This is a genomic window from Mycolicibacterium sp. Y3 (genome assembly GCF_051188035.1).
Lineage (GTDB): Bacteria > Actinomycetota > Actinomycetes > Mycobacteriales > Mycobacteriaceae > Mycobacterium > Mycobacterium fluoranthenivorans.
The window spans coordinates 2,985,508-2,999,273 of the sequence record NZ_JAVQLT010000001.1 but is presented as its reverse complement, the minus strand read 5'-3'; the positions used below and the strand labels follow the sequence as shown (position 1 = coordinate 2,999,273).

The window sequence follows — 13,766 nt, the reverse complement described above, 5'->3', positions numbered from 1 at the left end:
CGCGTTCTGGCGTCAGCGAGTTACCTACTGGACCTTGAAGATCCAGATCAGGTTGGTGGTGAGCTCACCCTTGTCGGTCCACTGGTAGTTACGGGCCACACCCTGGCCGTTGTACTTCTTCACGAAGTCCAGCAGCGCCGGCCGGGTGATGGCACCCGAGTCGATGCCCTTGAGCAGGATGGTGCCGAGGTCATAGCCCTCCGCACTGTAGGTACCCGCCTCGGTGTTGAACTTCTTTTTGTAGTCCTCGGCGAACGTGCCGGTGGCCGGGCCGCACGGGCAGGCCAGGATGGCGTCCTTGGAGGCCTCGCCGGCCTGCTTGACGAACTCGGGATCCTTGGTGCCGTCGGCCGAGGAGAAGACACCGGTGTAGCCACCGTCGCGGAGCTGTTGCACCAGCGGGGCCGCTTCGGAGTAGTAGCCGCCGTAGAAGATGGCGTCCGGGCTGATCCCCTTGACCTGGGTGACCGCGGCGGAGAAGTCCTTGTCGCCCTTCTTCACCGAGATGTTGCAGCCGGAGTCGGCGACCGGGCCCAGGGTGTCGCGCACCGCGGTGGCCAGGCCCAGCCCGTAGTCGGTGCTGTCGTCGATCACGCAGATCTTCTTGTAGCCCAACGTGTTCTTCAGGTAGTTGGCCACCGACGGGCCCTGCACGGCGTCATTGGCGAGGCCACGGAAGAAGGTCTTCCAGCCGTTCTGGCTCAGCGTCGGGTTGGTGGCCGATGCCGTGGTAGCGACGAGTCCGGCCTGGTCGAACACCGTACCGGTGGCCTTGGTCTCGCCGGAGAAGGCCGGGCCGACCAGACCGATCGTGTACTGGTCGTCCACGATCTGGGGGGCGATGGCCGTCGCCTTCTGCGGGTCACCCTCGGTGTCGAACGGCTTGAGCTGCACCTGGCAGCCGGGGTTGGCGGCGTTGTGCTTGTCGATCGCGAGCTGCACACCGTTCTTGATGTTGATGCCCAGCGCGGCGTCTGGGCCGTTGAGTGCACCGGCCATCGCAATGGACACGGGCGGGCAGGTGGCCTTGCCGTCGCCGGCGGGATCGGCCGGAGTGGCACCCGCGGATGCCTTGACCTCCGCGCCGTTCTCGTCGATCTGGACCTGCTCGACGATCTTCAGGTCCGCCTTCGACGTGCTCTGCTCGGGCGAGGACTGGTTGCACCCGGCAATGCCGAGTACCAGCAGACCAGCACCGCCGAGCGCAAATGCATTCCGTGCCACGCGACTGCGCACGCTTCACCTCCGGGTCATGGATTCCAACGGCATCGACGATGAGCCGCAGGTCGGCCGTTCGCTGATGCAACGGGGTAGACACTAGCCAACCGGTCGCCGGGTTGCGCGATGTTGAACGATTGCCCGCGGCGCGTCGGTACCGCGAGCTGGTGTAGCGCAGGACCGGAAACGCAGTGTTAACCCAGGCCGTCCACAGGGATCAGGCAGAAGATGATTCGCCGCTGGGCGGGTCGAGTGTTTCCAGGACGACCTCGGCCACCCGTTTCATGGTGGTGCGTCGATCCATCGCTGCGCGCTGGATCCATTTGAACGCTTCGGGTTCGGTCATGCCTTGATTGGCCTGCAGCAAACCCTTGGCCCGCTCGACGAGCTTGCGCGTCTCGAGCCGGTCGGACAGGCTCGCCACCTCGTTCTCCAGCGCCGCGATCTCACTGAACCGACTCACCGCGACCTCGATGGCCGGGATCAGATCGGTGATGGAGAACGGCTTGACCAGGTAGGCCATCGCCCCGGCGTCACGGGCCCGTTCGACGAGCTCGCGCTGCGAGAAGGCGGTCAGGATGACGATGGGCGCGATGCGCTTGGCGGCGATCTCGGAGGCCGCGTCGATACCGTCGCGGCGCGGCATCTTCACGTCCATGATCACCAAGTCGGGTTTGAGGCTCTCGGCCAGGTCGACAGCCTCCTGGCCATCACCGGCCTGCCCCACGACCTCATAACCCTCCTCGCGCAGCATCTCTGCCAGGTCGAGTCGGATCAGTGCTTCGTCCTCGGCTATGAGGACACGGCGCGGCGTAGGAGCGTCGGTCATTCCGCCATTGTCTCGTGAAGGACGGCGATGAGCGACCTCGGGGTTAAATGGGCGCGTCGGCCCGGGATCTGGGACCGGTCCGGCCATCCTCTATGGTGGTAACCCGCACCAGTGCAGGCCCTCGTATCCCAACTGGCAGAGGAAACGGATTCAAAACCCGTGCAGTGTGAGTTCGAATCTCACCGAGGGCACCAGGACAGACACGAAGAATGAGGGGCCGCGCCGCCGCGGCCCCTCATTTCCTCCCTTGTTTCCCTACTCGGAGCCGCCCGAACCCGAAGATGCGGACGCCCCGGCCTTCGTGCCCCCGTCGTCGGACTTGGACGCGGTAGCGGACGTTGCAGCCGCACCGTGGCGAGCCGGCTTGACCGACTTGACCCCGTCGTTGTCCTTGCCCCCACCCTTGGGCTTCGTACCGCGCTCGGGGTGACCGGCCTTCGATCCCTCGCGGGTGGCCTTTGCGCCCTCGCCGTTCTTGTCGGCGCCGGCACTGCCGGATGCGGCAGCCGGCTTGGGCGTATCGCCGGCCTTGCCATCTGTCGTGCTGTCGGGCTTGGTATCGCCCTTGGCGTCATCCTTCGACGTGTCCGGCTTGGTGGTCCCCGACTCGGTGGTGTCGGGCTTGGTCGTCGTGTCGGGCTTGGTCGTCGTGTCGGGCTTGGTCGTCGTGTCGGTACCGGTTGAGGGAGCTTCTGCTTCCTTCGTGGTGTCGACCTTCGTGGTGTCGACGGGTTCGACAGCGGTCCCGACCGGTTCGGCCGCCGGTGCCGTGGTCGTCGACTCCTCGACCGTGTCGACCTTCGCAGCCTCGGTGGTGGTCGCCTCGGTGGTGGTCGCCTCGGTGGTGGTCGCCTCGGTGGTGGTCGCCTCGGTGGTGGTCGCCTCGGTTGCCGCCTCCGCATCGGTTGAGGTCGCTCCCGCGGCCCCGGTTTCGCCGGACTTGGCCTCCTCACCAGCCGTCGAGATCTTGTCCACGGCGGGAGCCGCCGACTCCACCGTCTCCGCGGAAACCCCCTCGACCGTGGCCGTGCGGGCAGCGCTCAGAGCCGTCGCGGTGGCCGTCTGCCCGCCGAATCCCTTGAAAATCTGGGTGATAGCGGTGACCACGGATGTCACTATCGCGCTGATCAGGTTCGGCACGAAGCTCAGCACATTGGTGATCAGCTGTCCGAGCAGCTGCAGCACCGATGTCACCGGGTTCGACGGGTTGGTAGGTGTGGTCGGCTGCAGCGACTTGATCAGCTCTTTGAGGACGAGGGCGATGGGTTTCGGTGTCCCGTCCTCGTAGAACAGCCCGAAGTGTGCCTCATTGTTGTTGAGATCCTCACCGGGCCCCGCGGTGTCCCGTGTGGTGTACAGAAAGATGGGTCCCGCTCCCGCGACGGTCTGCCAGAAGTTGATGAAGTCGGTGATAAAGTCCTTCTGCGCTGTTTCGGAAACCAGATTCGTCGGAAGCCCGTACTCACTGATCCACAACTTCAGTTGCTCTTGGCCCGGCGCGAGATAGGAATCCATCAGTTCTCGCAGCTGCTGAGCCTGCGACAATGCAACGTTGCCGTCAGAGAATTTCACGTAGTAGTCGTAAGGGTGAAATGACAGCGCGTCGAAGTAGCCATTTGCCCCTGCGTTATACATCGCCGTGACGAAGTCGACGGGGTTCATCGTCAAATTGCCCCACGTCGAACCGGCACCCACCACCGCTCCGATCACGGAGATGTCGATGTTGAGCTGGCTGGCGGCTTGTTTGAGTGCGGTGTACGTGGCCTTCAACATCGTGGTGTAGTCGACCGGGTCCACCGGATTCCAGAAGATGAAGGCGTTCGGTTCGTTCCAGACCTCGTAGGCGCTGATCTTGTCGCCGTAGCGCAGAGCCACCTGCTTGGCGAAATCGGCGAAGTCGTTGACGTCCGTCGGCTGACCGTTGATCGGCGTCGACTCCGTAGCCCACACCGGCGTCGAGTTGAGCACGCCCAGAATGCCCATACCCTTGGCATTCGCGGCATTGACGATCATGTCGAGCGCGTTCCAGTTCCGGGTGCTCTGCGGAAGACTGGGGTCCCTCTGTTCGATGTTGGCCCACGGCACCAGCACACGAACGTTCGTGACACCGATATCCAACATCGACTGGAGTCGCTGGTCGACATCCGCCCGGATTGCCTCGATCTCAGCTGCCGTGATGCCCGGTTTGGAGAGGGCGTCGTTCACCGCGTAATACCAGTCCGAGCCCTCGGAAATGCCGACCGTCGACGGGGAGTCGTCAATCGCGGCGACGTTGAGGATGTCGTACGACGCGACATGCTTCACGTCGGGCATGACGAAATGACTTCCGGTCGCCGCGATCATTGCTGTGGCGGTCAACCCTATTACTGCACGCACCATCACACCGCGTACTGGTCGAGGAGCACGTCTCCACATTTCGACCACCTCGTTTCTTCTGCAGATCGGGACACCTGTGCCTTGCCTGCACATTGCTCGCAAATTAACTGAACCGACGGGTAATTGCACAACTTACCCAGCGGTAATAAATGCGCCAAAGCACCTAGTCGAAACGGAGCAATTTAGGCAAACAATTGACCCGTATGGAAATATCCATATTCGTTCCCATAATCCGAGTTATGGCAAAGGGGTACGTCTGTTCACTCGCCGTCCCCGACAGCGAACACAGCCCGCAGCGCGGAGTAACACCGCAGGTTCAGGCTTTGCGCTCGCCACTTCGGGCCGAATGGCACCGACTTCGAACGCTCCAGCCGACCCATCCGAGGACCGGCTTGGCAAAGTTGAACGGAAGTTCGCTCCACCTCCGTGCCCACCGCCGCGGCGATCAAAGGCAACATTTGCCAGTAGGAGCGCAGAACCGGCCATGCGAGGCACCGGTCTTGACATGTGGGAGTGGATCGAACCGGTTACTGGCCCGCACATCCCCAGACGTTCTGTCGGTGGCAAAACGAAGGGCCGCGAGTATGTCGCGGCCCTTCGTTCCTCCCCTGCTTCTCAAGCGGCGGATCCGCCGCTTGCGCTGCCCGAGGTCGAGCTCGCCGTCTGGGACGACTCCGAGGAATCTGACCCACCGGACGCCCCGGTGGTGGTCGTCGCCCGCGGCTTCGGCTTGGGCCAGTGGAGACCCGGGCGGGACTTGACACCCGTGGAGCCGGCCTCGGAACCGTCGGCCGCCGCAGCGGTATCGCTCTTTGCGACATGTCGCGGGCCGAACCGCCACGGCTTACGCGGTCGATCGGCGCCGGACTTGGCGTCGGTCGCCGACTTGACGTCGGTAGCCGTCTGGGTGGTGGTGGCGGACTGGTCGTCAGCACCGGCCGTATCCGCCGACGCCGCCGGGGTGGTTGCCGGTTCGGTGGCGGTGGCCGGTTCCGCTACGGTTGCCGGTTCCGCCACGGTGACGGGTTCCGTCACGACCGGCTCCGTCACGGTGACGGGTTCGGTCACGACCGGCTCCGTCACGGTGACAGGTTCGGTCACGGCGACTGGTTCGGTCACGGCGACTGGTTCGGTCACGACCTCGGGCTGGGACCCCACCTCCGCCGCCGTGGTGGCCGACTCTTTCGCGGGCACCTCGCCGGTCGCTGCCTCCACCGTCGCGGCCTTGGTGACCTGCGACGTCCCCGCGTTCGTCACAGCCTCGGCCGTCGTCGCATCGACGGGTGCGGCCGCGACACTGAGCGCCGACACGGTCGCACCGGCTTTGGCAGCGGCGGTGGTCGGCGTCTTCGTGAGCGCCAGCTTCAGTTTCGCAATTGCATTGGCGATCGAACTCGCGACGTTGAGGGCCATCTTCACCGGGGACATGACGACGCCGGCGACGGCGTTGACGACCTGGTTGACCGCCGCGGCGACCTGCTGCGCCAGTGCACTGAGCGTCCCCGTCACCGTTCCCGGGAGCGTGCCCGGGAAATCGATGACCGCCGACGGATTGGCGATCAACTGCTTGACGATCCCCGCCGCGTACTTGGCCACCCAGTTGTAGGTGAACAGCCCGAAGTTGTACTCGGCGTTGGAACTGTTCGGGTACGTGTCATGCGCGGTGTAGAGGAAGATGGGTCCGCCGCCGTCGAACGTCTGCCAATAGTTGACGAGGTCCGCAATGAACTTGGCCTGCTTCAACTGCTCGGCTTCGGAACCACCCACGGTCGAATAGCCGTACTCGCTGATCCAGATCTTCAGGTCATCGTCGCCGTTGGCGGCCATCAGTGCGCGGATCGCCTTCACCTGCTGAACGGCAGACAATCCACCGGGCAGGGTGGCGTTGACACCGGAACTGAACGGCAAGCTCTGGCTGTAGGGATGAAACGACAACGCGTCGAAGAAGTCCTTGGCGCCCGCCGCGTACATGGCCGCCACGAAGCCCACCGGGTCAACCGACAGGCCGGGGACTCCCCACCCCGCTCCCACCACTCCACCGATGACCTTGATATCGGTGTTGACGGCCTTGATGGCGGTGTAGGCGGCCTTCAGGATGGCGGTATACGCCGCGGGATCCGACGGATTCCACTCGAGGGCACCATTGGGCTCATTCCAGATCTCATAGGACGAGATCGCACCGGCGAAAGCTCCCGTGGAGTAGCGATTGGCCACAACCGAGGTGAAATCCGCGAACTGCGAAGCGAATTGGGAGAGCGCCGCCGCCTGATCGGTACTCGGATGGGCACTGCCGATACCGCCACCCGCCCAGGACGGCGCATGACTGATAGACGCGAGGATGCCCATTCCGCGCTTCTGCGCCTCCGACACGATCATGTCGGTGACGGACCAGTTGTACTTGCCGTCCGCAGTCTCGACCGCGTTCCACGGAATGCCGATCCGGACGTCACTGGCGCCCACCGACTGCAGGGCGTCCAACGCCTTGTTGATCAGGGACTGCCGTTCCGCCGTCGTGGTGGCATTGGCCACCTCGTAATAAAGGTAGGACTCGGCAATTCCGACCGTGGCAGCCTGCTCGTCAACGGCGGCTGTGTTCACGATGTCATAGGACGCATGCCGGATCGCTGGCAAGGACACTGGCGACGCGAATTGACCGGGCGACCCTGCTATTAGTGCCGTTGCTGTCACCGCAATAGCGCAGCGCGTGGCGACCTTTTTGACTGGCTTACGCACAGGCTCCCCCATGGTGACTCCTGTTCCGATGCAGAGCGTTTCGATGTCAGGACACGGATATTGCACGCCTATTGGCGGTTCCGCCAGTTTTTTCGCGAGATTACTCAGACGTAATTTTTCGCGCCATTAAGACATTCCGATTTCACCAAGTTAGGCAAATTTCCCAGGGTATTAGGGACAAACTTATTCGATACGCATTAGTCGACTTATGGCAAAGACTGAGCCCCAGAGCGGCCACGCCTGACCCGAAACTGGAGTGATCCGGATCACAGCAGAATCACAGGCGCGCAACGGTTTCCACACAGTTCGACACAGCGACCTTCCTGGCGGCTCTCATCAACGTCCAAGCATGCCGACCTGGCAAACCCGCATTCCCCGTCGTATGTTCGACGGACATCCACCCCGACACCGTCTTGGACAACATTTGCCCGCACCCCTTGGCGATCAGCCTCGGGGGGCCCGATCCTGGCATGTGAGAGACATCGCACGGCGGACGCACGGCCTGGGGCAGGTCGCCCCCTCACGCGACCGGCCCGACGGCCGCCCCCACGGCCCACCGGGCCGTCATCGGCGTCCTCGCCAGGGGAGATCGTTGCCGGCGCAGCAGCCGTGCGGATCCTTCCTGCACCGACCGTCGACCCTCGGCTACCGATACGGTCGACAGTCCAGACCGCGCGGTCACGACGGCCGCCGGCACCACGACCGGCGCCGGATCGGGCTCCGTCGTCGGTTGGCTGACGCGGCGGACGAAGCCCCCGGCCCGGCCAACGCCATTTCGGGGTCACCACGGTCCAGCAAGCACAAATGGCGACGTGTCACTGCGATCCGGCGCGTCGCCCATTCTGCTCACACCTTGCGATTCTCCGACTTGATGAGCCAGGCCAGTTTCTCCAGGCCGTCGATCAACTGGTGCAGGATGTCCGCGGTGGTCGGATCCTCGTCGTCCACCGCATCGTGCACATCGCGCAGCGTCTGCACTGCGGCATAGATACGTGTGGTGATCAGGTCCACCACCTCTGCCGTGCCGCGCTCGTAAGGAGGGAACTCCGGCAGCGTGGTGGTGGCGGCCACGGTGTCGGAACGGCCGTCCGCGACCGCATCGAGTGCCCGCAAGCGCTCGGCGACGGTATCGCTGCCCGCACGTGCGAAGTCGACGAGCTCGTCCAATTGCAGATGGAGATCCCGGAAGTTCGTGCCGACGACGTTCCAGTGCGCCTGCTTGCCCTGCAGATGCAGTTCGATCATGTCGACCAGGACCTGCTGTAGGTGGGCGCTCAGCGCGGCGGAAGCCTGGAATCCCTTGACATCGGTTTCGGTGCGGCGAGTTGACGTGGTCATACACAATGCAACCCGGCATTTTCTGGAATGATTCCAGAAAACACCGATCAGTTCCGGTGCTGCTGGCTCAACAGTCGGGCATAACCGGCACCCATACCCAGTAACACCAGGCCGACCACGATGAACACGGCCACCCGGAACATGCCGTCGAGCGTGCCCAGGTCGAACACGAAGAGCTTGGCCACGGCGGCGGCGACCAGCGCCATCCCCGCACCGATGGGTAATGACCGGTCCTCACGGGCCCGCCGGGCCGCGTAGCCGAACAGCGCTGCCGCCAGGGCGATCCAGCAGATGGTCGCAGCCATCTGCCCGGCCAGGAAGCCGCCTTCGGGGCCCGCGATCAGAACGCCGGCCGTCACGGTGAACACGGTGACGGTATAGACCAGGATGGCTGCCGCCCCGGCCAGCAGCAGTCGCGCGCGGTCACCGTCGAGGCGCGATCTGGCCGCCCAGCACTGCGCACCCGCGTAGCCGCCCAGCAGCACGCTAGAGATCAGCACCGACACCGCGTCCGGTGCCGTGAGCACCGTTGCCGACGTCAAGGTGGCCGGTCCGGCCATCGACAGGAGATATAGCCCCCCGAAACCACCGAACAGCACCGCGGACCACTGCGCGGCGACGCTGTGCCGGCCCGCCACCGCGGCGAGTATCGCCATGGCCAGCAGCAGCGGCCCGGCCACCGGCGCGGCGAAACCCACGCCGACGGCCACCAGTGCACAGACGGCCGATAACGCGGTCCACACCTGGCGCACCGGCGCCGTCACCCCGGGGATCCGGTGCCCCGACAGCACGAGCGCCAGCACCGCAGCCGACAACGCGGCGGCCATCAGGGCCGCGACCACCTCGTGCACCGCCGCCCCGACCACCAGCACCGGAAAGGCCCCCGCGGCCGCCAGCAGCGCCACCGCCCCACGATGGGTGCTGTGCGGCAACACCACCAACGCCGATCCCAAGGCGAGCATCGCCGCGAGCGCGCACGCCCCGGCCAGCCACGCATCGCGGCCCGAGCCGAACGCCACGCCCACCAGCGCGAGCGTCACCGGTGCGCTACCGGCCGCCGTGCGCGCCGCGAAGGTCCACACCCAGTCCCGGCCGATCTGCACCGGCAGCGTCGCCGCCGACAGCGCAAGCATGAAACCGACCAGCAGCAGCGTGATACCACCCGCCACGACCGGCGCCAGCACGATCAATGGCACCAACACCAGCAGCGCCAGCTGTTCGGTGTCCCAACGCCGCGCCAGCAGCAGACCGCCGCCGCCCACCATTGCCGAGACTGCCAGCCCGGCCGGCGCGGGCAGCCAGTCGTACATGGTCGTGACCGCAAGAACATCGATGTAGGCGGCCGCAATTCCGGTGGCGGCCAGCGCGATGGCGCCCACCGCCCCACCGGGGCGCGACCGCTGCCACAAGGCACACGCCACCAGGGCGGCCGCCAGCGCCACGCCACCGGCCACCCGCACGGGCGGGGCGAGCAGGCCGGCCTGGGCGGCGAGCACCACCAGCAGCACCACGCCGACCAACGTCACCGCGACCCCGGCCGCGGCGAGCGCCTTGCCGATCCAATTCGTCGGCTCCCGAGGCACCGGCGCCGGCTGCGGCTGCGGCTGCGGCGGGTAGGGCCAATACACCGGCGCGGGCACGGCGGATTGGCCGTTGAGCCGGACACCGAGGTCGTACAACTCGGCGGAGGCACGGGTCAACTGACCGGCGATGGCGGCGAACTCGGCCGACAGCCGGACGAGAGCCTGCTTGGGTTCGGTCATACCCGCCATCGTGGCGCGGGTGCGGACCCAGCGGATGAGTAGGACTACTCGACTTCGGGTTCGCGATCCAGGCCGTGTTCGATCGCATAGCGGGCCAGCTCGACCCGGTTGGCCACCTGCAACTTGCGGAAGGTGGCCTGCACGTGGTTCTCCACAGTGCGGTGGCTGAGCGACAGACGCTCGCCGATCTGCTTGGCGGTCAACCCCTTTGCCACGTATCGCAGGATCTCGGTCTCCCGGTCGGTGAGGCTGGGGCCGGCCGGGCCGGGTTGTGGGTTCTGCGCGATTCGCCGGTACTCCCCCAGCACCAACCCGGCCAACCCCGGTGTGAACACCGCCCGGCCCTGGGCGGTGGCGCGGACCGCGTCACCCAGCTCCGCCTTGGAGGCGCTCTTGACCAGATAGCCGGTGGCGCCGGCCTTCACCGCCTGCAGCACGTCGTCGCGCTCATCTGAGGCGGACAGCACCAAGACCCGTGATGCCGGCGAGACAGCCAGCACCTCGAGGGTGGCCTGCGCACCGGTGCCGTCGGACAGTCGCATGTCCATCACCACCACATCGGGCTTGACCGCCCCGGCCCGCCGCCGCGCCGACCCGACACCGTCCGCGGTGGCCACCACCTCGAACCCGGCCTCGGCCAGATCGCGTGCCACCGCGTCCCGCCAGATGGGGTGGTCGTCGACCACCATGATGCTCGTCATCGCGTTGTCGATTCCCGTGGCACCGTCAGTTCCCATTCCGTCCCACCACCCTCCGACGTCGTCAGGACGGCCTCGCCGCCCAACGCCTGCATCCGTCCCCGAATGGATTTCGACACCCCGACCCGCCCTTCGTTCTCGGCCTCGGCCAGCCGGCCGGCCGGGATACCGCGGCCGTCATCGCGGATGCTCACGACCACCGATCCACCGAGATCCTCCAGGAGCACGTAAGCCTTCGCGCCCGGACCGGCGTGCCGCTCGACGTTGGTCAGCACATTGACGGTGGCGGCCAGCACCTCGTCGGCCACCCGGGCGTCGAGGTATACCGCGGCGGCGGGCAAGCTCACCGCGACCCGGTCGGATGCATATCCGCGCAGTAGCGCACCGAGATCGGTCACCGATATGCCCCCGTCCTGCGCGGTATCGGCGACACTGACCAGCCGCCGCAGCGCCCGCTCCTGCTCACCGGCCACCTCGGCCAGTTGCGCTGCCTCACCGCCGATCTCGCGACCCCGCCTTGACACCAGGGCAAGCACCTGCATGACACCGTCATGCACCTGCCGGGACAGGCGTTCGCGTTCGGCCAGCGCCGCGGCCAGGCGGGTGGCCCGCTCCAGTTCGGCGTGCGCGCGCCGGGCTGTGCTGGCCGCCATACCGACGGCCAGCCCCACTGCCAGCTCGATGAGGATGGTCGGGGTGCGCACCAGATCGACGGCAATGGTGCCCTTCAGCGCCGCCGCGGTGCCCATCACGATCAGACCCGTGACCATACCCGGCACCGGCCCGGCCAGAATCGCCGACGACACAACGGCATTGGTGGCCCACAACGTGGTCGGCCAGGCTTGGTTGGCCGACGTCCACTGTGCGGAGGCGACCACCGGCGTGGAGGCCATCAGCACCACGACCACCGCCACCTCGGCGAGCACCCAGACGCGGTTGCGGCCGAACCCGCGCAGATACGCCACCGCGCACGCCACGCTCCACACCGTCAGCACGCCGAACAGCACCATGCCCAGCACCGGACGGTCCAGCTCGGAGTTCTTCGACACGAAGAACACGCCCGCGTACACCCAGCTGAACAGCCTGAACACCTGCGCGGCCCGCCACAGCGGGGCCGCCGGGTCGGACATGCTCCGCACCGCGGCTACATCACCTTGGACAGAAAGGCTTTCGTGCGTTCGTGCTGAGGGTTGGTCAGCACCTCACGTGGAGCACCGCTTTCCACCACGACACCGCCGTCCATGAACACCACCTTATCGGCGACCTCACGGGCGAAACCCATCTCATGGGTGACGACGACCATGGTCATACCCTCGCTGGCGAGGTTCTTCATCACCCCGAGCACCTCCCCGACCAGCTCGGGATCCAGCGCGGACGTGGGTTCGTCGAACAACATCAACTTGGGGCTCATCGCCAGTGCCCGCGCGATCGCCACCCGCTGCTGCTGACCGCCGGACAACTGGGCCGGGTAAGCATCGGCCTTCTCACCGAGCCCGACCTGCGCAAGCAGATCCTTGCCCCGCGCCAACGCGGCGTCGCGCTTCATACCCTTGACGTGGACGGGCGCCTCGATGATGTTCTCCAGCGCCGTCCGATGCGGGAAGAGATTGAAATGCTGGAACACCATGCCGATCTCGCGACGCTGCTTGGCCGCGTCCTTCGGGCTCATCTCCAGCAGCTTGCTGCCCCGTTCGCGATACCCGACGAGCTCACCGTCGACGTACAGCCGTCCCGCGTTGACCTGTTCCAAGTGGTTGATGCAGCGCAGGAAGGTCGACTTGCCCGAACCGGATGGCCCGACCAACACCAGCACCTCACCCCTGCCGATCTCCAGGGTGATGCCCTTCAACACCTGCAGGGCGCCGAAGCTCTTGCAAACCTGTTCGGCCTTGACCATGGGCTGCGCGGGAGCCGAGTTTTCCACTGTCACATTCCACCTGTCCCGGCTTGTGCTTTGGCCAGTGCCTCAAGCTGTTTGGTGGTCAGCTTGCGCGAGGCGCCCCGGGAGAAGTACCGCTCCAGGTAGTACTGACCGACCATCAGCACGCTGGTGACCGCCAGGTACCAGGTCGCGGCGACCATCAGCATCGGCACGGGTTCGAAGATCCGGCCACCGATATCGCGCACCGCGATGCCGTACAGGTCATACGAGTACGGCACGGCCGTCACCAGCGAGGTGGTCTTGAGCATGCTGATGATCTCGTTGCCGGTCGGCGGGATGATCACCCGCATCGCCTGCGGTAACACCGTGCGGCGCATGGTCATGCCCCAGGACATGCCCAGTGCCGTCGAGGCTTCGGACTGGCCCTCCGGCACCGAGGAGATTCCGGCACGGATGATCTCGGCCATGTACGCGCCCTCGTTGAGACCGAGGCCGATGACCGCGAGCAGGAACGGAATCGAGAGCGACTGCAGGTTGAACGTGAAGAACGTCGGGCCGAACGGGATACCCAGCTGGAGGTTCTTGTAGATGGTCGGGAACAGGCCCCAGAACACCAGCTGCACGTACACCGGGGTACCGCGGAAGATCCAGAGGAACACCCAGGACACCCACCGGAACACCGGATTGGGCGAGAGCCGCATCACCGCCAGGATGATGCCGAGCAGGATCGCCAGCACCATCGAATAGATGGTGAGCTGCAAGGTGTTCCACGCACCCTCGAGCAATCGCTGGTCGAACAGGTACTTGCGGTACACCGACCAGCGGTAGGCGTCGTTGGTGGCCGCGCCGTAGAGGAACAGCGCGGTCAACGCAACGATCACCGCGGCCCCCACCCACCGCCACGGATGGCGCAGGGGCACCGCGTGTAT

The 13,766-nt window shown here is 65.8% G+C and carries 10 protein-coding genes and 1 tRNA gene; 1 reads left to right on the top strand and 10 read right to left on the bottom strand.

Annotation, left to right across the window (positions count from 1 at the left end; translation table 11 throughout):
* Positions 1-24: 24 nt before the first annotated feature.
* Complete coding sequence (locus tag QN239_RS14485; protein ID WP_090364086.1) at positions 25-1,236, bottom strand: branched-chain amino acid ABC transporter substrate-binding protein; 1,212 nt, start codon at positions 1,234-1,236, stop codon at positions 25-27.
* Between the two features lie 199 nt (positions 1,237-1,435).
* Positions 1,436-2,047: a two-component system response regulator PdtaR gene (locus tag QN239_RS14480; protein WP_090364085.1), complete on the bottom strand. Its 612-nt coding sequence runs from the start codon at positions 2,045-2,047 to the stop codon at positions 1,436-1,438.
* Positions 2,048-2,164: 117 nt separating this feature from the next.
* Here QN239_RS14480 and QN239_RS14475 point away from each other — a divergent pair.
* A tRNA-Leu gene (locus QN239_RS14475) sits at positions 2,165-2,241 on the top strand.
* A 61-nt stretch (positions 2,242-2,302) separates the two neighbouring features.
* Here the strand turns inward: QN239_RS14475 and QN239_RS14470 are convergent.
* From QN239_RS14470 to QN239_RS14435, 8 genes are all read right to left on the bottom strand, one after another.
* The gene (locus QN239_RS14470) at positions 2,303-4,405 is read right to left on the bottom strand and encodes a cellulase family glycosylhydrolase (RefSeq protein ID WP_499011301.1); all 2,103 of its coding nucleotides are present in this window, start codon (positions 4,403-4,405) and stop codon (positions 2,303-2,305) included.
* Between the two features lie 633 nt (positions 4,406-5,038).
* Complete coding sequence (locus QN239_RS14465; protein ID WP_499011299.1) at positions 5,039-7,021, bottom strand: glycosyl hydrolase 53 family protein; 1,983 nt, start codon at positions 7,019-7,021, stop codon at positions 5,039-5,041.
* Between the two features lie 981 nt (positions 7,022-8,002).
* A complete protein-coding gene (locus QN239_RS14460) occupies positions 8,003-8,494 on the bottom strand; it encodes a Dps family protein (RefSeq protein ID WP_499011296.1) in 492 nt (163 codons plus the stop codon).
* Between the two features lie 47 nt (positions 8,495-8,541).
* Positions 8,542-10,257: a DUF2339 domain-containing protein gene (locus QN239_RS14455; RefSeq protein WP_499011294.1), complete on the bottom strand. Its 1,716-nt coding sequence runs from the start codon at positions 10,255-10,257 to the stop codon at positions 8,542-8,544.
* A 44-nt stretch (positions 10,258-10,301) separates the two neighbouring features.
* Entirely contained in the window at positions 10,302-10,994 is a 693-nt protein-coding gene (locus QN239_RS14450; protein WP_499011291.1) for a response regulator, read from the bottom strand.
* The gene (gene macS / locus QN239_RS14445; protein WP_499011288.1) at positions 10,955-12,085 is read right to left on the bottom strand and encodes a MacS family sensor histidine kinase; all 1,131 of its coding nucleotides are present in this window, start codon (positions 12,083-12,085) and stop codon (positions 10,955-10,957) included. Before macS ends, QN239_RS14450 begins: the two co-directional genes overlap by 40 nt.
* Positions 12,086-12,099: 14 nt before the next feature.
* A complete protein-coding gene (locus QN239_RS14440) occupies positions 12,100-12,852 on the bottom strand; it encodes an amino acid ABC transporter ATP-binding protein (RefSeq protein ID WP_090353881.1) in 753 nt (250 codons plus the stop codon).
* Between the two features lie 29 nt (positions 12,853-12,881).
* Positions 12,882-13,766, bottom strand: coding sequence for an amino acid ABC transporter permease (locus tag QN239_RS14435; RefSeq protein ID WP_235632691.1), 885 nt, complete (start codon positions 13,764-13,766; stop codon positions 12,882-12,884).